This is a genomic window from Streptomyces sp. NPDC006012, assembly GCF_042871185.1.
In the GTDB taxonomy this organism is placed as follows: Bacteria; Actinomycetota; Actinomycetes; order Streptomycetales; family Streptomycetaceae; genus Streptomyces.
Map to the genome: position 1 here is coordinate 1 of NZ_JBIAIE010000051.1, position 19546 is coordinate 19546.

Sequence of the window (19546 nt, forward strand, 5' to 3'; positions counted from 1 at the left end):
ACAGACCGTCAGGAACCAGCCGCTGCGACAGATCGACACCCACAAGCAGCAATGATGCCCCAACTCACCGCATCACCACATGAGACATCCTCTTAGTGGTCGGCTCTGTAAATCCTTCGGGGGTTGACTCTGGAACCTGGGTCGTGCGTGGTGCCGGGGCAGGTGTTGCCGTGGGAACGGGAGTTGTGACGGATCTTGTGAGCCACCGCCGCATTTCAGAGGGACACCCGCGCTGTTCTGCCAGCGGCGAACCCCGGCCCGATCGGACTCGACGATCACTACGGTCCAGTCTCATGACGACGATTACCACGCGCACGGTCCAGTACCCGGCCGACGGTCTGACGATGATCGGGCACCTCGCGCTCCCGGCCGATATCGACCGCCGGCCCGCGGTGCTGCTCGGACCAGAGGGCACGGGGCTCAGCGACGTCGAGCGCCGACGGGCCGATGCTCTCGCCGAGCTGGGATATGTGGCGCTGGCCTTCGACCTCCACGGCGGACGCTACTTGGAAGACCCCGAGGAGATGATGGCTCGTTGCATGCCGCTGCTCGCGGACCCCGACCGGATGCGGGGCATCGGCCACGCGGCGCTCGACGTGTTGCGCACCGAACCGCGGACCGACCTCGATCGGATAGCCGCCGTCGGCTACGGCACCGGAGGCGCCGTCGGGCTGGAACTCGGGCGCGACGGCGTCAACCTGCGCGCGATCGCGACAGTCAACGGGCTCATCACGGGCCGACCGGGCGAGGCCGCGCGCATTCGCTGCCCGGTGTGGGCCGGGGTCGGGTCGGAAGACCCGATCATGCCCCCCGCGCAGCGGGAGGCGTTCACCGCTGAGATGCAGGCCGCGGGCGTCGACTGGCGCCTGGCGGTCTACGGCGGCGCCCTTCACGCCTTTCACCACCCGTCGGTCGACCACACCGTGCGCCCCGGCGTCGGCTACCACCCACGGCACGCACAGCGAGCCTGGCGCGACGTCGTCGACCTGCTCGCCGAATGTCTGCCCGTGACGGAGTGAACTGGTCAGTCCAAGCTCGGACGCCCGGTGACCGCCGCGATTCCTGGGCTCCACTGCCAACGCGGGCGGGGAAACTGCGGCTTGCCAGTGATCCACTTCGGCCGATCGGCTCTCCCGCCATGCCCCTCCGCACTGCCTGCCCGATAGCCCCGAGTGCCGCCGAACGCGCGCGACTGAAGGCGATGGCCTACGGCCACAAGACCGAGCACCGGCTGCGGGTGCGTGCACAGGTGGTGCTTCACGCCGCGCGCGGACGCTCCAACGTGCGTATCGCCCAGGAGACGGGGCTGCACCTGGACACCGTGCGCCGCTGGCGTGGCTGGTTCGCCGAACAGGGTTTGCCGGGGCTCAAAGACCGTCAACGCTGCGGCCGCCCACCGGTGTTCACGTCGCTGCAGGTTGCCGAGGCCAAGGCACTGGCCTGCTGGCTGCCCGCCGAGAGCGGAGTGCCGCTGTCGCGCTGGTCATGCCCGGAACTGGCCTATGAAGCCATCCAGCGGGGCATCGCCGCGTTCGTGTCGGCGTCCACCGTGCGCCGCTGGCTGGCCGAGGACGCGCTCAAGCCCTGGCAGCACCGCTCCTGGATCTTCATCACCGACCCCGACTTCCGCGCCAAAGCCCAGCGTGTGCTGGACCTGTACGCCCGCACCTGGCAGGGCACCCCGCCCGACGCTGACGAGTACGTCATCAGCGCCGACGAGAAGACCTCCATCCAGTCCCGCTGCCGCTGCCACCCCACCCTCGCCCCGGGCCAGGCCCGCGCCATGCGCGTCAACCACACCTACGGACGCGGGGGCGCCCTGGCCTACCTTGCCGCCTATGACGTCCACCAGTCGAAGGTGTCCGGCCGCACCGAGCCGCGCACCGGCATCGACCCGTTCATGAACCTGGTCACCCAGGTCATGAGTCAGGAACCCTACAAGAGCGCCAAGCGAGTGTTCTGGATCGTCGACAACGGCTCCTCCCACCGCGGGCAGAAGGCCGCCGACCGACTCACGGCGGCGTTCCCGAACGCGGTGATGATCCACACCCCCGTGCACGCCTCCTGGCTGAACCAGGTGGAGATCTACTTCTCCGTCGTCCAGCGCAAGGTGGTCACGCCCAACGATTTCACCGACCTTGCCCAGGTCGAGGACCGGCTCAGAGCTTTCGAAGACCGCTACAACGCCACAGCCCAGCCGTTCCAGTGGAAGTTCACCACCTCCGACCTGGACGATCTGCTCGCCAGACTCGACCGGCACACCGCCGATCATCGAGAAGAATCCTCCGTCTCGCTGGCGGCGTGATCAACCCCCGAAGGACTTACGAACTCGACCACTTAGCTGTCCCGCTCCACCATGTAGTACGGCAAGTCGAGAAGGAACTGTTTGTCGCCGGAGTCAGGGTAGTCGTTGAACGCCTTGAGCGCCTCCGCATGGGCCTCATCGGCCAGGGTCCTCGCCCGCGGTCGTACGGTTTCGACACAGGTCGACGCGAGCATCAAGCACCTCGCACGAATGATGAGCAGAGGGGACTCCAGCCACTTCCCCGGTCGGGCATGAGGCCGGTCTTCTTCGACGGGGTCGCGGGGGTCGAACCGATATGGGTGATCGGGTCGCGGGCAGTCACCTTCCATCAGCCGGGATCGGCCTCGGCGGAACGCATCGCGTCAAGGCGTGCCGGCTACTGCTGTGCCCGCCGGGTCCCGGTGACCGCACGGGCGAACACGAAGGCCGGCTGCGGCGCACGCCGCAGCAACCGGACATGCCGTAGACGGCCCTCGGATCACTTCCTGGCACGCGGTGAGGGGGACGGGCGGGTCGCTGGTCGCGCGCAGGTACAGAAGCCAGTACCGGTGGCGTGCGCACACCCGCTCCTCGGGGGGCCGGGTATGGGCGTGCGGGCAGGTCGAGTCCGGTGCGGGTGGTGGTGCCGGCCGGGCCCCGGGCGGCGACCGCCCTCCCACCGCGCATCAGCGGCCCGATAGGGCCGGCCCGGGGCAGGCCGAGCTGCGCCTGCCAACTTCCCTTTGTTTCTTGTGTGTTCGCCGAGACCTGTGATTACCTAGGAGAAAGAACGGTTGTTCTGCATGTACGGCCATTACCTGACGACCACTCCCGAAAGGACCAGCGATGGTCAACCGACGTCTTCTTCTCCGTACCGGCACCGCCGCGGCCGCTGCCGCGCTCGGCACCGCCGCCCTGTCGTCCGCCGCCGAGGCCGCGGCACAGACCGCCGGATCCGCAGGGTCCGCCCCGCTGGGCTCCGACCCGACCGAGGGTGTCACCCGCACCCTCCTCCAGAAACATCCCTCGCCCGCTGAGGGCTGGGATGCCGTCCAGACGCTGGTGCAGATTCCCCGGCACAAGGAATCAGGCCGGCACAGCCATCCCGGTGTCGAGGTCGGCTACATCATCCATGGCGACGTCCTGATGGAGTTCGATGACAGGCCGGCCCTCCGGCTGCGTACGGGGGACCCGTTCTTCATCCCCGACGGCGTCATCCACAACGCCCGCAACGTCGGCAAGGTCACGACGATGATGCTCTCCACGTATGTCGTCGACGCCACGAAGCCACTCGTGACCACTTACTGACCGGGCGCCCGGCACTGGTGCGAGGGCTGTCCGTACCCTGCTGCCATGACGTCGCGCGCCACCGAGAAGACTCATCCACGGGACCGGCTGCTGGAGACGGCGGCCCGGCTGTTCTACGCGAACGGCATTCACACCGTCGGAGTGGAGCAGTTGGTGACCGAGGCCCAGGTCACCAGGGCCACCTTCTACCGGCACTTCTCCGGCAAGGAGGGCCTGGTCCTGGCGTATCTGCGACAGCGGGACGAACGCATACGCCGAGGCGTGGCGGCCGCCCGCGCCGGCCGCCACGGCCGTGACACTCTGCTCGCCATCATGACCATGATCGGGGACAGTGTGGCGCGGCCGGGATTCCGCGGCTGCGGCTTTCTCAACGCCGCCGCCGAACACCCCGACCCCGGACATCCGGTGCGCGCATTTGTGGCGGAGCACCGCCGGTGGTTCCTGGGCGTTCTGCGGGACGCGGCCGGCGAGGCCGGACACCCCGATCCCGAGGGTCTGGCACGGACCCTGGTCGTCCTGCGGGACGGGGCCATGTCCGGCGGATGCCTCGACGAGTCCGGGGACACCGCCGGGACGCTGCGCAGGGCTACGGAGAGCCTGCTGGGCGTGTGACCGGTTGACCCGGTCACACGGTCGGTGCGGGGCTGTTGTCACGCTCCGCCGTCGCTACAGGGCACGCAGGGTCCAGCTCCAGCGGTGGCTGCCCGGCGGGACGAGGTACGGCGCCGATGTGTCGGGACCGCACGAGGCGGTGCCCAGTCCCCGGTGAGCTGCGTCGATGTGCACCACGCACCCCGAGCGTGGCACCAGTTCGTCGTGGTGCCGGGCGCGGGCCAGGTCCTCGGCGCGGTAGCGGGTCACCGACACCTGACGGGGCTCGTCCAGCCGGACCGTGAGACCGGTGGCGTCCGGAGCCGAGAGGGTGAAGCGCCGTACGCCGTGCCGGCCGCCGCTCTCCTGCGGACGCAGATACGGGGTGAACAACTCGTCCACGGCCCCGGAGTGGTGGCCGACGGGCGCCCCCGTACTGCGGTCGGGATACGACTCCCAGGGGCCCGCCCCGTACCACTCCATGAGGTCGAGTCCCGCGACCGTCTCGAAGACGGAGCCGACCCGTGCCACATCGCCCAGGGTGTCCGGCAACTCGGCGGATTCCTCGACGCGGATGCCGTTCTCGTCCGGTGTGAACACCTGCACGTGACGGACGTCGCCCACCTCGGTGGCGTAGTCGGCCAGCACGGTCACGCTCCCGTCCGACCTGCGTACCTCGACGACCTTGCGCACCAGCACGTCGAGCCCCCAGGCCCGCCAGCGTGGCCCCATACCGCCCAGTTCGTCGTTGTCCGTGGGCGCCCGCCACAGCGACAGCGTGGGCGCGGCCGTGAGCAGGGGATGGACCAGCAGGCCGTCCGTGTCGACCTCGACGTGGTGGTCCGCGACCGGGACGGGCTTGCTCTCGGGAGCTGTCCGCAGCCGTACCTGAGGCAGGCACACCACCGTGCCGCCCGGCGCCCACGGTTCGTCCCGCGCGGTCGTCACCCGCAGGGTCAGCCAGGCCTCGCCCCCGTCCGCCGGCAGCTCGAACGGCAGTGGCACCGTCGCCGTCCCGCCCGGACCGAGGTCGGGCAGCTCGGCCGGGGCCGTCAGGGTGCCGCCGTCGGCGAGCGACAGTTCCCACTCGGCGGCCAGCCAGTCAAGGTCACGGAAGTGCTGGTGGTTGCCGATGACGATGCCCTCGTGCGGGATGTGCTTCAGGCGCACGGGCGCCGCGATCTCCCGATGCTCGTACATCGCGGGCTTGGGTGTGCGGTCCGGGAACACCATCCCGTCCGCGCAGAACACGCCGTCGTTCGGCTCGTCCCCGAAGTCGCCGCCGTACGCCCAGCGGTGGCCGGGCGCGGTGACACCGTTCTCGTACAGCCCGGCACCTTCCCGGCCGGCCGGTTTTCCGTCGCTCAGGCGTTGGAGGATGCCGTGATCCCAGAACTCCCAGATGAAGCCGCCTTGAAGGCCGGGGGTGGACTCGATAGTGGCCCAGTGGTCGGCGAGCGTGCCGTTGCTGTTGCCCATGGCGTGCGAGTACTCGCACTGGATCAGCGGCTTGATCTGCTCGCCGGACAGGGCGTGCGCGATGCAGTCCTCGATCGGCGCGTACATGGGGCAGGCGATGTCCGAGGCGACCGTGGGGTCACCCCAGCCGAGCTTGGCCGCGCCCTCGTACTGCACCGGCCGCGTCGGATCGTGGCGGCGCAGCCAGCCCGCCGCCGCATCGTGGTTGGCGCCGTAGTCGGACTCGTTGCCCAACGACCAGATGATCACTGACGGGTGGTTCTTGTCGCGCAGCACCATGCGCGAGACCCGGTCCACGAAGGCGTTCAGATACCGCGGGTCGTCGGCGATCTCGTGGGCGTGGTCGTGTGACTCGATGTCCGCCTCGTCCACGACGTAGAAGCCCAGTTCGTCGGCGAGGTCGTACAGGGACGGGTCGCTCGGGTAGTGGGAGGTGCGGATCGCGTTGAAGCCGAACCGCTTCAGCGTGACCAGGTCCGCGCGCATCTCCTCATGCGACACCGTACGGCCGGTCAGCGGATGGAAGTCATGGCGGTTGACGCCGCGGATGTAGATCCGTTCGCCGTTGAGCAGGAGGTCCCGGCCCCGGATCTCCACCTCGCGGAAGCCGATCCGGTGGTGCGAGGTGTCGGCGACCGAGCCGTCGGCTCGGTGCAGCCGCACGGTCAGGTCGTACAACTCGGGGGTCTCGGCGGTCCACGCCCGCACCTCGGGTACGGTCGCCGCCAGGCGGACCTCGCCGAGGAAGTCGGAGACCCGTTCGTCCTCCGCGTTGGCGCGGTCGAACTCCGTGTCCTGGGCGATGAGCCGACCGTCCAGTTCACCGGTGACGTGCCAGCCCTCGGGCAGCGTGCCGCCCGCGTCCCGCACCCGGCAGTCCACGCGCAGTCCGCCGTCGAGCCGTGTCCGCACGGTCACGTCCGCGAGGTGCAGCGGATCCGTCGCGTACAGCAGGACCGAGCGTGTGACGCCCCCGTGCCACCACTGGTCCTGGTCCTCGATGTGCGAGGCGTCCGACCACTTCACGACGGTCAGGCGCACGGTGGCGCGCTGTCCGGGGCGTACGACGTCGGACAGCTCGAACTCGGCCGCGAGGTGGGAGTCCTTGGAGATGCCGACCGGCCGCCCGTCGACATGGACGAGCAGTACGCTTTCGGCGGCGCCGACCTGCAGCACGATCCGGCGGCCGGCCCACTCGCCGGGCACATCCACCTCACGCTCGTAGACGCCGGTCGGGTTGGCCGCGGGAGATCCGGGCGGGAACTCGGGAAACGGCATACGGACGTTGGTGTACTGCGGCAGGTCGTCCGTGCCCTGCAGGGTCCAGGCGCCGGGGACGTGCTGGGACGACCAGCTGCCGGTGACAGGGGAGTCGGGGGAGGTCAGCAGTTGGAAGCGCCACTCGCCGTCCAGCGAGAGTGCTCCGGAACGACGGTCGAGAGCGCACATCGGCAGCCGCCCCCAGGAGGTCACCTCGGGTGCCTCCCAGGGCCGGAGGGCGATCAGAGGATCGGGGATCATCAACGGATGGCCCCCTTGCCCAGGTCACCGATGATCTGCTTGGCGCCGATCGCGAACACGATCAGCAGCGGGATGAGAGCGAGCAGGGCTCCGGTCATGACCATTCCGTAGTCGGTGGTGCCGTGGGTGCCGTTGAGCTGGGACAGCGCGACCTGGAGGGTGACGTTGTCCGGGTTGGTGAGGGCGATCAGGGGCCAGGCGTAGTCGTTCCACTGGCCCATGAAGGTGAAGATGCCGAGGAAGGCCAGGCCGGGGCGGACGACCGGGAGGGCCACGGACCACCACTGGCGCAGGAATCCGGCACCGTCGATCCGCGAGGCGTCGAGCAGTTCGTCGTGGATGGCGCCCCGCATGTACTGGCGCATCCAGAAGATGCCGAACGCGTTGGCCGCGGCCGGGACGATGAGCGAGGTCATCGAGCCGATCCAGCCGATCTTCGCCATGATCACGAACTGCGGGATGGCCGCCAGCTGCCCCGGCACCATGAAGATGATCATGAGCAGGGCGAACAGCACCTTGCGACCGGGGAAGTCGAACTTGGCGAAGACGAAGGCCGCCAACGAGTCGAACAACAGGACCAGGAACGTCACGGAGGTCGCCACCAGCAGCGAGTTGAACATCGAGCCGAAGAAGTCGACGTTCTCGAAGAGGTGGCGCACGTTCTGCAGGAACTGGGAACCCGGGAGCAGCTTCGGCGGGTACGAGAAGATCTCCGTCGACGAGCGCGTCGACATGATCACGGCCCAGTAGAACGGGAAGGCCGACAGCAGGAGCCCGACGATCAGGACGACGTGCAGGGCGATGCCCCGGCTCCGGGTGCCCCGGATGCCCTTCGGTCGGCGTGTGCCTTGGATGGATGCCATGGTGACCGGCCTCACTAGTCTTCGCCCCGGCGCTGCACCAGGCGCCAGTTGATGATCGAGAAGAGGATGACGACGAGGAAGATGCCCCAGGCCACGGCGGCGCCGTAGCCGAAGTCGTTGTTGTCGAAGGTCTGCTGGAAGAAGTAGAGGACCATGGTCCGGCCGCCGTGGCCGGGACCGCCCGAGAACGTCGACTCGTTGGAGGCGTTCTGCAGCAGCACCTGCGCTTCGGAGAAGCTCTGCAGACCGGTGACGGTCGAGACGACCATCACGAACAGCAGCGTCGGCCGCATCATCGGCAGCGTGATCCGGAAGAAGGTCTGCACGGGCCCGGCGCCGTCCATGCGCGCCGCCTCGTACAGCTCGCCCGGGATGGTCTGCAGACCGGCGAGAAAGATCAGCGCGTTGTAGCCGACCCACTGCCAGGTCATCAGTGCCGCGATGGCGACCTTGATGCCCCACGGGGTGTTCAGCCATGCCACCTGGTCCAGTCCCACCGCCCGCAACAGGGCGTTGACCAGGCCGAAGTTGGTGGAGAACACCGAGCCGAAGATGATCGCGACCGCCACGACCGAGGTGACGCTCGGCAGGAAGTAGGCGAAGCGGTAGACGTTCTTGAAGCGGACCGCCGAGTTGAGCATCACGGCCGTCACCATCGCCAGGAAGATCATGGGGAAGGTGGCCAGGGCCCAGATGAGGATCGTGTTCCCGACCGACTGCCAGAAGTCGCCGTCGCCCAGCAGGTACTGGTACTGCGACAGGCCCGCCCACTCCATCGACCCGAGGCCGTCCCAGCGGTGCAGGGAGACGTAGAACGAGAAACCGACGGGGATCAGGCCGAAGGCGAGGAAGAGGAGGTAGAAGGGGGAGATCGCGGCGTACAGGTGCCAGTGCTTGCGGAAGCCCTTCTTGGGCTGCGCGGCGGATGCGTCCGCCAGGACCGCCGGGGGCTCGTCCAGCGTGGAGACGGTGGCCATCAGCGGTTCACCCCCAGATGATCAGCGATGCGCCGGCACTTGCTCATGGCGTCACTCCATGCCTTCTTCGGGTCCTTGCCGAGGACGCCGACGTTCTTGATCTCATCGAGGATGGGCTGCGAGAGCGCCACGTCGTACGGGCTGTTGTAGGCGACGGCGATCCTCTGCGCGGCGGGCCCGAAGACATCGGTGGTGACCTGACCGCCGAAGAAGGGGTTCGACTCTCGCACTTGTCCCAGCTGGTACGAGGCAGGGGTGGAGGGGAAGAGACCCGCGTCGGCGTAACCCTGGCCCTGGTTGGCCGCGTTGAGCATCCAGGTGATGATCTCGAACGCCTTCTCCGGCTCGCGGCATGCCTTGGTGATCGCCAGGAACGAGCCACCGATGTTGGAGGGCCGCACCGGCATCTGCGCCACACGCCACTTGCCCTCGGTCTTCGGCACACCGCTCTTGAGGTCGTACATCGCCCAGGAAGCGTTCAGATTGCTCGGCAGCTTGCCGTCCTCGACGGCTGACAACCAGTCCGGCGTGCCGCTGACGAGATTTGAGACGATTTTGCGCTGCTTGGCCTCCACGGCCAGCGCCCAGGCGTCGCGGACATGCGGCTGATCACCGATGAAGTTGCGGTCCTTGTCGACGTACCGCTTGCTGCCCTGCTGCACCACGTTCACGAAGACACTGTTGATGTCGGTGAGCAGATAGGTGCCCGGGATCCGCTTCTTCAGCTGCTCGCCCGCTGCGAAGAACTTCTCCCAGGTGTTCAGCTCCCGCGAGACGTCCGCAGGTTCGTGCGGCAGGCCCGCCTTCTGGAACACGGGGTACTGGTAGTAGTGCGCCACCGGACCGCAGTCGATCGGAAAGCCGACCATGGTGCCGTCGTCGGAGATGCCCTGCTGCCACTTCCACGGCAGGTACTGGCTCCTGTACTTCTCCGCGCCGAGGGTGCGCAGGTCGATGAACTGGTCGGCGTCGGGCAGGTAGGACGCCATGTCCTCGCCCTTGAGGCCCGCGATGTCGGGTATGCGGGCCCGGCCTGTCATCGTGGTGAGCAGCTTCGACCGGTAGTAGCCGCCGATCTTGATGGCCTGGAGGTCCACCGTGGAGTCGTAGCGGGCCTTGGCTTTCTTGACGACCGTGTCGCCGAGGCCGCCGTCCCAGTACCACAGGACCATGTTCCGGCCGGTGGAACCGGTCGGAATGGCACAGCCGGACGCCAGGCCGCCGAGCGCCGTGGCAGCCGTACCGGCCAGGCCTGCGCGCAGCATGCCTCTTCGTGAGAGCCGCACTGCTCCCACCGCCTTTCGGATCTGTTCAGGACTTCACAAAATGCGCGAATATGTATGAATGTGTACGAAGGTCAGCACTGCCTTGCGGGCGGTGTCACGGGGGCGTAGGCGACCGCGGGGCCCGGATCCTTCGGCAGCCGCTCCGCCAGGAAGGCGTACGCCCGCTTCAGCTCGGGGTCGGTCAGCGAGCGCCACCAGCGGTCGACGCCGTACCAGCCGGGGGCCGCCAGCGCTCCGGCGTGGCGCTGCACGGACAGTCCGGCGGCGAGCACCGCGAACCGCAGCCGCTCCGTGAGTGACCAGCCGCCGAGCGATGCTGTGACAAAGCTCGCACCGAAGACGTCCCCGGCTCCGGTCGCGTCCAGGACGTCGATGCCGAGGGCCGGGACCTGCGCGTACTCGCCGGTCGTCTGGTCGACGGCGATCGCGCCGTCACCGCCCCGGGTGACCACGGCCACCGGCACCAGCTCCGAGAGCTTGCCGAGCGCCGCGCCCGCGCTGTCGGTCCGGGTGTACGCCATCGCCTCGGTCTCGTTGGGGAGGAAGGCGTGGCACAGCGAGAGCTGGTCCAGGAGGTCCGAGGACCACTGCTGGGAGGGGTCCCAGCCGACGTCGGCGTAGATCTCCGTGCCGTTCGCGGCCGCCTTGGCGAGCCATGCGCGCGGTTCGGTCTCGATGTGCACGAGGGCGGTGCGCGCCTCGGGCGGGTCGCCGATCAGTGCGTCCTGCGAGTACGGGGGCTCCTGGCCGTGGGTGACGAGGGCCCGGTCGTGGATGGGGGTACCCCCTGGAGCGGAGCCGAGAGCTTGGGGGAGCGCGAGCGAGACGGTGACCGGAGTGTGCCAGCCGTGCGCCGTGCGGGAGAGCGAGAGATCGACGCCTTCCTGGCCGGCGAGGACGTCCCGGCAGTACGTTCCGTAGAAGTCGTCCCCGAAGACCGTGGCCAGGGAGGTTCTGAGACCGAACCGGGAAGCGGCTACCGCCAGGTTGGCGATGCCGCCGGGGCTGCTGCCCATCCCGCCGGTCCAGATCTCCTCGCCGGGCGTCGGAGGCTTGCCCAGCCCGGTGAGGACGAGGTCGTAGAAGAGCAGCCCGGTCAGCAGCACATCGGGCCGGTCGTCGTCCACGTGAACGTCCTCTCGTCAAAACTTTTCATTTCGGTGACCGGAATCGTGCGCTACTCGGCCGAGATTGGTCAATGCCCGAGCAGAAGTGAGCGTAGAAATGATTGAAGATGACGAGTAGTGTTCAGCACGTGCTGGCCGAACGTCGACATCAACTCATCCTGCGAGCCCTGCGCTCCGGCGGCCCCGCGGCCGTGACCGATCTCTCCGAACAACTCGGTGTGAGCCCTGCCACCATCCGGCGTGACCTGGTCAGGCTGGAGGAGGACGGCTTGCTCACGCGGGTGCACGGCGGCGCTGTCGTCGACGAGGGCGACCAGCCCTTTGCCGAGGTCGCCGAAGTGCGCGTCGCCGAGAAGGACGCCATAGCCGTGCGCGCTGCCGAACTGATCAAAGATGGTCAGTCGGTGCTGCTGGACATCGGCACCACCGCCTACCGGCTGGCCCGGCAGCTGCACGGCCGCCGGCTCACCGTGATCACCAGCAACCTGGTGGTCTACGAGGAACTGGCCGACGACGAGGCCATCGAGCTGGTACTGCTCGGCGGCATGGTCCGCCGTGAATACCGCTCCCTGGTCGGATTCCTCACCGAGGACAATCTGCGCCAGCTGCACGCCGACTGGCTTTTCCTCGGCACCAGCGGGGTGCGGCCGGGCGGACAGGTGATGGACACGACGGTCGTGGAGGTGCCGGTGAAGCGGGCCATGATCAAGACTGGCGACAAGGTTGCTCTGCTCGCCGACTCGGCGAAGTTCCCGGGGACCGGGATGGCGAAGGTCTGTGATCCCGAGGAGCTGGACGTGATGGTGACGGACGCACCGGTGAACGCGGCGACGCGGTCCTCGCTGGAGGAGGCGGACGTCGAGGTGATCGTGGCAGGAGAGGTGCAAACGTGAAGTTGACGATTCTGGGCGGTGGCGGGTTCCGGGTGCCGCTCGTGTACGGGGCGCTCCTGACGGACCACGGCGAGGGCAGGGTCACCCGTGTCGTGCTGCACGACCTGGACGCCGGGCGGCTGTCGGCCGTGACCCGGGTGCTGGCCGAGCAGGCGGCGGGCGTGCCCGACGCGCCCGAAGTGATCGCCACCACCGACCTCGACGAGGCCCTGCGCGGCACCGACTTCGTCTTCTCCGCGATCCGGGTCGGCGGCCTGGAGGGCCGGGCGAACGACGAGCGGGTGGCGCTGACGGAGGGCGTGCTGGGCCAGGAGACGGTCGGGGCGGGCGGGATCGCCTACGGCCTGCGCACCGTGCCCGTCGCGGTCGACATCGCGCGGCGGGTGGCCCGCCTGGCCCCGGATGCCTGGGTCATCAACTTCACCAACCCGGCGGGCCTGGTCACCGAGGCCATGTCCCGCCACCTCGGTGACCGTGTCATAGGCATCTGCGACTCCCCGGTCGGGCTGGGGCGCCGTATCGCCCGGGTACTGGGCGCCGACCCGAAACAGGCGTGGATCGACTACGTCGGCCTCAACCACCTCGGCTGGGTGCGCGGCCTGCGCGTCGCCGGCCGCGACGAACTCCCGCGCCTGCTCGCCGACCGCGACCTGCTCGGCTCCTTCGAGGAGGGCAAGCTCTTCGGCGTCGAGTGGCTGCAGTCCCTCGGTGCGATCCCGAACGAGTACCTGCACTACTACTACTTCAACCGGGAGACCGTCTCCGCCTACCAGCAGGCGGAGAAGACCCGTGGCGCCTTCCTGCGCGACCAGCAGGCGCACTTCTACGAGGAGATGAAGCGCCCGGACGCGAGGGCCCTGGCGACCTGGGACCACACCCGCGCCGAGCGCGAGGCGACGTACATGGCGGAGAACCGGGAGACGGCGGGCGCGGGCGAACGCGACGCGGACGACCTCTCCGGCGGCTACGAGAAGGTGGCCCTGGCCCTGATGCGGGCCATCGCGCGCGACGAGCGCACCACCCTGATCCTCAATGTGCGCAACCGCAGCACTCTGTCGGTACTGGATTCCGAGGCCGTCATCGAGGTCCCCTGCCTGGTCGACGCCAACGGTGCGCACCCGGTCACCGTCGCCCCGCTGGCCGACCACGCCACCGGCCTGGTCTGCTCGGTGAAGGCGGTCGAGCGGGAGGTCATGTCCGCGGCGGAGTCGGGCTCGCGCACGACGGCTGTGAAGGCGTTCGCACAGCACCCGCTCGTCGACTCCGTCAACGTGGCCCGCCGGCTGGTCGACGGCTACACCGCCGTCCACCCCGGTCTGGCCTACCTCAAGTAGACGCTTTCCCGCCCTCTCTGGAGACTTTTCATGCATGACGAACGCCGCCGGATCGAGGAGCGCGTAGCGCGTCTCCACAACCAGCGCATCAAGCCCGCGATCTACGCGGCCACCGTCCCCCTGGCGGTTGAGGCATGGCAGGCTCCGGGCGAGCCGGTCCCGTTCGACGAGGCCGCGGCGGCCCCGTACGAGCCGTTCGCGATGAACACCCCCTGGGGGCCGCCCTGGGGCACGACCTGGTTCCGGATGAGCGGACAGGTGCCCGCCGAGTGGGCCGGCAAGCGCGTCGAGACGGTCATCGATCTCGGCTTCGTGGGCGACTGGCCGGGCAACCAGGCCGAGGCCCTGGTGCACCTGGTCGACGGCACCCCGCTGAAGGCGGTCAACCCGCTCAACCAGTACGTGCCGATCGCCAACCCCGCGGCGGGCGGTGAGGAGATCCACTACCTCGTCGAGGCCGCCTCCAACCCGGACATCCTCGCCAACGACTTCGTGGGCCCGACCCCGCTGGGTGATGTCCGCACCGCCGGCGACAAGCCCCTCTACACCTTCAAGCGCGCCGACCTCGCCGTCCTGGACGAGAACGTCTGGCACCTGGACCTCGACACCGAGGTGCTGTACGAACTGATGCTGGAGCTCGGCGAGCACGACCCGCGCCGGCACGAGATCATGCACGCCCTGGACCGGGCGATGGACCTGCTCGACCTGGACGACATCTCCGGCTCGGCGGCCGACGTCCGTGCCGCGCTCGCGCCGGTGCTGTCCAAGCCCGCGCACGCCAGTGCCCACACCGTCTCCGGTGTCGGCCACGCGCACATCGACTCGGCCTGGCTGTGGCCGATCCGCGAGACCAAGCGCAAGACCTCCCGCACCTTCTCGAACGTCACCTCGCTGGCCGACGAGTACGAGGAGTTCGTCTTCGCCTGCTCGCAGGCCCAGCAGTACGAGTGGGTGCGCGACAACTACCCGCAGGTGTGGGCCCGCATCCAGGAGTCGGTGAAGAAGGGCCAGTGGGCGCCGGTCGGCGGCATGTGGGTCGAGGCCGACGGCAACCTGCCCGGTGGTGAGGCGGTCGCCCGCCAGTTCATCCACGGCAAGCGGTTCTTCATCGAGCACTTCGGCATCGAGACGAAGGGTGTGTGGCTGCCGGACTCCTTCGGTTACAACGCGGCCTACCCGCAGCTCGCCAAGCTTGCCGGCAACGAGTGGTTCCTCACCCAGAAGATCTCCTGGAACCAGACCAACAAGTTCCCGCACCACACCTTCTGGTGGGAGGGCATCGACGGCACCCGGATCTTCACCCACTTCCCGCCGGTCGACACCTACAACGCCCGCTTCAGCGGCGAGGAGATGTCCCGTGCGGTGCGCAACTACCAGGAGAAGGGCGGTGCGACGCGCTCGCTCGCTCCCTTCGGCTGGGGTGACGGCGGCGGCGGCCCCACCCGCGAGGTCATGGAGCGGGCCCGGCGCCTGAAGGACCTGGAGGGCTCTGCGAAGGTCGAGGTCGAACATCCCGACGCGTTCTTCGCGAAGGCCCGTGAGGAGTACCCGGACGCCCCGGTCTGGTTCGGTGAGCTCTACCTGGAACTGCACCGAGCCACCTACACCTCCCAGGCCCGCACCAAGCAGGGCAACCGGCGCAGCGAACACAAGCTTCGCGAGGCGGAGTTGTGGGCCACGACGGCAGCGTTGCACGCGCCGGGCTACTCCTACCCGTACGAGAGGCTGGACCGGCTGTGGAAGACGGTGCTGCTGCACCAGTTCCACGACATTCTGCCGGGGTCGTCGATCGCCTGGGTGCACCGCGAGGCGGAGGCCGAATACGCGCGTGTCGCCCAGGAGCTGGAGGAGATGACGGCCGAGGCCGTCGCCGCGCTGGGCGGTGGCGGGGCCCGGATCTTCAACACGAGCCCGTACGACCGCGCCGAGGTGGTCCGTACGGCCGAGGGCGCACCGGCGTACGTGGAGGTCCCGGCGAGCGGCAGCGCTCCCGTCGGGGCCGCCGGGCCCGCGCAGCCCGTGACGGTCGACGGACGCGTCCTCGACAACGGGCTGGTGCGGGTCGAGGTCGCCGAGGACGGGACCCTGTCCTCCGTCCGCGACCTGCGTGCGGACCGCGAAGTCCTCGCGGACAAGGGCAACCTGCTCCGTCTGCACACCGACCTCCCGAACTACTGGGACGCCTGGGACATCGACAAGCACTACAAGAACCGGTACACGGACCTCCTGGACACCGAGTCCGTCACGGTCGTCGAGGCGGACCCGCTCATCGCCGCGATCCGTGTCGAGCGTGCCTTCGGCAAGGGCTCGCGCATCACGCAGACGATCACTGTCCGCGCCGGCAGCCCCCGTATCGACATCGAGACCGACATCGACTGGCACGAGGCGGAGAAGATCCTCAAGGCGGGCTTCCCGGTGGACATCCGGGCACCGCACTCCTCCGCGGAGATCCAGTTCGGCCACGTCCAGCGGCCCACCCACACCAACACCAGTTGGGAGGCGGCCCGCTTCGAGGTCTCCGGCCACCGCTGGGTGCACATCGGTGAGCCCGGCTACGGCGTCGCGGTCATCAACGACTCGACGTACGGGCACGACGTCTCCCGCACGGTCCGCGAGGACGGCGGTACGACCACCACGGTCCGCCTCAGCCTGGTGCGTGCCCCGCGCGTCCCCGACCCGGGGGCGGACCAGGGACGACACCGCTTCACGTACTCCCTGCTGCCCGGCGCGAGTATCGGGGACGCGGTCGCGGAGGGCTACGCGCTCAACCTGCCGCTGCGGGTGGCGGATGCGGCGGGCGCCCCGGTGCCGGTCGTCTCCGTCGACGGCGAGGGTGTGACCGTCGAGGCCGTGAAGCTCGCCGACGACGAGTCGGGCGATGTGGTGGTGCGGCTCTACGAGTCGCGCGGCGGGCGTGCCACCGGCACCCTGCGCACCGGTTTCCCGCTCGCGGGCGCCCAGGTCACCGACCTGCTGGAGCGACCGCTGGCCCAGGCGGACACGGACGGGAACGGCGGGGTCACCGTGGAACTGCGGCCCTTCCAGATTCTGACGCTCCGTCTGGAGCGCGCTGCGACCGGCCGATAGGGCCGATCCGCTGAGAGCGGGCGTGGCAGCCGCTGCCGCGCCCGCCCTTTCTTTCCCTCGAATTCCCTTGCTCTGCCAAGGGGTCCCTCCATTGCGGGGCTGGTGGACGGGCCGATCCAGGTGGCTTCGTCGGGTCCGCCCGGAGCGGGGCCCGGTGGCGTGGACGGCGTTCCTTGGCCCGTGGTCCCTCTTCGGCGGACGACGACAGGTCTGGGCCCTCTACGCCCCGGGGGGCCTTGTGCGGGGCGGAGCAGAGAGATCCGTCACCGTGCGCCGCGGAGCTGAAGGAGGTAAGCGGCGGTCAGCGCAACGGCACGGTCCTCGTCATGCGACAGCTCCACGAGGGCACGTGACGCAGTCGTTCCCGGAATGTCCGCCAGCGCCTGGGTCAGCCGCCCACGTGCGGGTGCCTTGGTGGTGTTGTCGGCGAGGCGGTCGACGAGCCTGGTCGCGATCTGATCGGCTGTCGCGGTGTCACTCGCCAGCACGCTCAGTGCATCGGCGGCATCGGTGTCGTTCCTTCCCTCCACGATCATGTCGATGAGGGCCGGGACCGCATCGGCCACACCACGTGTACCGAGCGCCAGAGCCGCATATCCGCGGACCACGGTGTCGGGGTTCGCAAGGGCATCCCGAAGCTGCGCGGTGGCTTCAACGCCGGGCATCTCGACGAGGGCCTGAACAGCACGTTCCCGCACCGCGGCCACCGGTGAGCCGAGGCCCTCCGCCAGCAGTGCCAGGGCGCCGTTGTCGCATCGCGCCAGTGCCCATCGCAGGGCCCCGGCGACATTCGGCTCCGTCTCGCTGAGTGCCGCCTCGGCCAGAGCATCCACGGGCACCTCGCCACCCGAGGAGAGGACCGCGTGCTGGCGCGCGTCGGCGCTTTTCGACCCCAGTGCCTTCAGGAGCGCAACGATCCGGAGCACGTCCTGCCAGCCGACCGGGTCCGCAGCATGGATCCGGCGGAGCTGCGTGAGCAGCTCGGTCTCGGCCGCGATGCGGTCGCGCGTCTGACGGATGAGGTCGCTGACGAGCGCCGAAGGCGTGAAACCGGGATCGTCGAGCGCACGCCCGATCTCCCGCAGCGACATACCCAGCGACCGCAGGCTCTCGATGTGGAAGATCCGCCGGATGTCCTCCGCGGAGTACTCGCGATAACCAGAGCCCGTACGACCCGAAGGCCGCACCAGGCCGAGCGATTCGTAATGCCGGAGCATGCGGGCACTGACCCCGGACCGTCTCGACACCTCACCGATCAGCACAGTTTCCATCGTCCGTCCTGGGGGCCCCGGCGAGGGCCACGACGCGCTTGGCCTCCTCGATCGCCAACTCGAATCCGGCGTCCGGGTCGCGCAGCAGCCGTTGTGTGGCGAGCGCGTGTGCACGCACGCGCGGGTCATCAGCCGTCGTCGCGGCATGCAGAGCCGGCACAGTCACTTCACCCAGTGCGACCAGCGCCTGGCTGAGACTCAGCTGTGTCTCCTGCTCACCGCGCCCGAGCTGCGTCGCCAGCACCGAGGACAGGGCGGACTCCTCACCTTCCGGCACGAGCACGACCGCGGCCCGCCAGGCGCTCCTCGCCACCTCGTCGTCAACGTCGGACAGCAGTGCCCGTGTGATCGCCGGCCAGGCCAGTCGGTCCCCGATCTTGGAGAGCGTGTGCAGCGCCTGGCTGCGTGCCTGCGCACGCTCCGAGCGGACTTCTCGGAGCAGCTCGGGGAGTGTCAGGGACACCGGGTGGCGGGTGAGCGCCCAGGTCAGCATGTCGCGGACGAAGAACTCGGGCTCGATCGCGCATCGCTCGACGAGCTTGTCGACGAAGCACGGGTCAGGCGCCGTACCGACCGCCAGAGCAGCCCGCAGCCGCACAGACGAACGACTGTCCTCCAGTCCCTGGAGCGCCCGTATCGCATCCTTGTCCTGTCTCGTCATGGTCATCGGGACCACCTCCTGGGGGAGCAGTGAAGACCTTGTCACCGTGTCAAGGTCAAACGGGTCGGCTGGCCGATCACGTGTCACCGAGAGGATGGCCCGGTGTACTCCAGCTAGTCCGGCTCCAGGCGCTCGACGCCCGGCGCGGGCAGATGACCATCCCCACCGGGACGGCGGCTGCCGCACCCTGCACGTCCGGCCGGTTGCCCCGGTGCAGGCCGGACCCGGCTCCGCAACCGGGAGGGCGAGCGGAGGCCCTTTCGCCCCCGGTCAGCTCACGGGCCGTCATGCCCTGGCGTCTGGGGCCGTCCTGGAGGTCCACGTGCGGGTTGGCCTTGAGGTTGAGGTACCAGACCGGGTGGCGTGGGAAGCCGCCCTTCGAGGCCACCGCCGCGTACCGCCCCTCGTGCTCGACGCGCATGAGCGGAACCTTGCGGATCCTGCCGCTCCTCGCGCCGCGCATCGTGACAATGACGACCGGCAGGCCCGTGTCCCAGAGCGTTGTGCCCTGGGTGCCACCCGAACTCTCATACAGCGCGACCTGTTCGCGCACCCACTGCGCCGGACTCGGCTCGTACTCGCCCTCAAGAGGCATCGCATTCACCCCATTGCCGTGTACGGGTTATGTCGGGACAGTCCAGCACGAGCCTCGCGCGAAGGGGAGACCGCCGTTCCCGCTCTGACGACAACTCCAAGTGAGACGGCAAGGTTCCGGTGTCGCACCCGGTTTTGTGTCTCCGCAGCTCAGGGCCTGGCGGGAGTGTCCAATAGACGGCGGATCCGATGATCAAGGAGACGCCTGAAATGAGCGAGACCATCACTGAGCACGGGGCCTTGGAGGAGCCGGTCGTTGAGTCGGCCGTG

16 protein-coding genes are annotated in these 19546 nt (G+C 69.0%); 7 read left to right on the forward strand and 9 right to left on the reverse strand.

Features of this window, described 5'->3' with window-relative positions; all coding sequences use genetic code 11:
• The first annotated feature begins 293 nt into the window (after nucleotides 1-293).
• Both ACFYPJ_RS38345 and ACFYPJ_RS38350 read left to right on the forward strand, forming a co-directional pair.
• Nucleotides 294-1019, forward strand: coding sequence for a dienelactone hydrolase family protein (locus ACFYPJ_RS38345; RefSeq protein WP_389026661.1), 726 nt, complete (start codon nucleotides 294-296; stop codon nucleotides 1017-1019).
• Between the two features lie 119 nt (nucleotides 1020-1138).
• The gene (locus ACFYPJ_RS38350; RefSeq protein WP_389026663.1) at nucleotides 1139-2305 is read left to right on the forward strand and encodes an IS630 family transposase; all 1167 of its coding nucleotides are present in this window, start codon (nucleotides 1139-1141) and stop codon (nucleotides 2303-2305) included.
• A gap of 32 nt (nucleotides 2306-2337) precedes the next feature.
• Here the strand turns inward: ACFYPJ_RS38350 and ACFYPJ_RS38355 are convergent, their stop codons facing one another.
• Nucleotides 2338-2502 (reverse strand): hypothetical protein, encoded by a 165-nt coding sequence (locus ACFYPJ_RS38355; RefSeq protein WP_389026665.1) that lies wholly within the window; start codon nucleotides 2500-2502, stop codon nucleotides 2338-2340.
• A 628-nt stretch (nucleotides 2503-3130) separates the two neighbouring features.
• Here ACFYPJ_RS38355 and ACFYPJ_RS38360 point away from each other — a divergent pair.
• Both ACFYPJ_RS38360 and ACFYPJ_RS38365 read left to right on the forward strand, forming a co-directional pair.
• The gene (locus ACFYPJ_RS38360) at nucleotides 3131-3592 is read left to right on the forward strand and encodes a cupin domain-containing protein (RefSeq protein WP_389026667.1); all 462 of its coding nucleotides are present in this window, start codon (nucleotides 3131-3133) and stop codon (nucleotides 3590-3592) included.
• Nucleotides 3593-3637: 45 nt separating this feature from the next.
• The gene (locus tag ACFYPJ_RS38365; protein ID WP_389026669.1) at nucleotides 3638-4204 is read left to right on the forward strand and encodes a TetR/AcrR family transcriptional regulator; all 567 of its coding nucleotides are present in this window, start codon (nucleotides 3638-3640) and stop codon (nucleotides 4202-4204) included.
• Nucleotides 4205-4258: 54 nt separating this feature from the next.
• Here the strand turns inward: ACFYPJ_RS38365 and ACFYPJ_RS38370 are convergent, their stop codons facing one another.
• From ACFYPJ_RS38370 to ACFYPJ_RS38390, 5 genes are all read right to left on the reverse strand, one after another.
• A complete protein-coding gene (locus ACFYPJ_RS38370) occupies nucleotides 4259-7183 on the reverse strand; it encodes a glycoside hydrolase family 2 TIM barrel-domain containing protein (RefSeq protein WP_389026671.1) in 2925 nt (974 codons plus the stop codon).
• On the reverse strand, nucleotides 7183-8046 hold the full coding sequence (locus tag ACFYPJ_RS38375; protein WP_389026673.1) for a carbohydrate ABC transporter permease: 864 nt from the start codon (nucleotides 8044-8046) through the stop codon (nucleotides 7183-7185). The genes ACFYPJ_RS38370 and ACFYPJ_RS38375 overlap by 1 nt, the downstream gene beginning before the upstream one ends.
• Nucleotides 8047-8060: 14 nt before the next feature.
• Complete coding sequence (locus tag ACFYPJ_RS38380; protein WP_389026675.1) at nucleotides 8061-9023, reverse strand: carbohydrate ABC transporter permease; 963 nt, start codon at nucleotides 9021-9023, stop codon at nucleotides 8061-8063.
• Complete coding sequence (locus ACFYPJ_RS38385) at nucleotides 9023-10309, reverse strand: ABC transporter substrate-binding protein (protein ID WP_389026677.1); 1287 nt, start codon at nucleotides 10307-10309, stop codon at nucleotides 9023-9025. Before ACFYPJ_RS38385 ends, ACFYPJ_RS38380 begins: the two co-directional genes overlap by 1 nt.
• 71 nt (nucleotides 10310-10380) lie before the next feature.
• The gene (locus ACFYPJ_RS38390; protein WP_389026679.1) at nucleotides 10381-11436 is read right to left on the reverse strand and encodes a carbohydrate kinase family protein; all 1056 of its coding nucleotides are present in this window, start codon (nucleotides 11434-11436) and stop codon (nucleotides 10381-10383) included.
• A gap of 128 nt (nucleotides 11437-11564) precedes the next feature.
• Between ACFYPJ_RS38390 and ACFYPJ_RS38395 the strand changes: the two genes are divergently transcribed.
• From ACFYPJ_RS38395 to ACFYPJ_RS38405, 3 genes are read left to right on the forward strand one after another with little or no spacing between them, the layout of a single operon-like run.
• Nucleotides 11565-12329, forward strand: a complete 765-nt coding sequence (locus ACFYPJ_RS38395; RefSeq protein WP_389026689.1) for a DeoR/GlpR family DNA-binding transcription regulator — start codon at nucleotides 11565-11567, stop codon at nucleotides 12327-12329.
• Nucleotides 12326-13663, forward strand: a complete 1338-nt coding sequence (locus tag ACFYPJ_RS38400; protein WP_389026681.1) for a 6-phospho-beta-glucosidase — start codon at nucleotides 12326-12328, stop codon at nucleotides 13661-13663. The genes ACFYPJ_RS38395 and ACFYPJ_RS38400 overlap by 4 nt, the downstream gene beginning before the upstream one ends.
• Before the next feature lie 30 nt (nucleotides 13664-13693).
• Nucleotides 13694-16750, forward strand: coding sequence for an alpha-mannosidase (locus ACFYPJ_RS38405; RefSeq protein WP_389026683.1), 3057 nt, complete (start codon nucleotides 13694-13696; stop codon nucleotides 16748-16750).
• Between the two features lie 263 nt (nucleotides 16751-17013).
• Here ACFYPJ_RS38405 and ACFYPJ_RS38410 read toward each other — a convergent pair whose 3' ends face one another.
• The 3 genes from ACFYPJ_RS38410 to ACFYPJ_RS38420 form a co-directional block, all read right to left on the reverse strand.
• On the reverse strand, nucleotides 17014-18012 hold the full coding sequence (locus ACFYPJ_RS38410; RefSeq protein ID WP_389026691.1) for a MerR family transcriptional regulator: 999 nt from the start codon (nucleotides 18010-18012) through the stop codon (nucleotides 17014-17016).
• Nucleotides 17999-18688, reverse strand: a complete 690-nt coding sequence (locus ACFYPJ_RS38415; protein ID WP_389026685.1) for a HEAT repeat domain-containing protein — start codon at nucleotides 18686-18688, stop codon at nucleotides 17999-18001. Before ACFYPJ_RS38415 ends, ACFYPJ_RS38410 begins: the two co-directional genes overlap by 14 nt.
• Nucleotides 18689-18758: 70 nt before the next feature.
• Nucleotides 18759-19277, reverse strand: a complete 519-nt coding sequence (locus tag ACFYPJ_RS38420) for a nitroreductase family deazaflavin-dependent oxidoreductase (protein WP_389026687.1) — start codon at nucleotides 19275-19277, stop codon at nucleotides 18759-18761.
• Nucleotides 19278-19546: the final 269 nt, after the last annotated feature.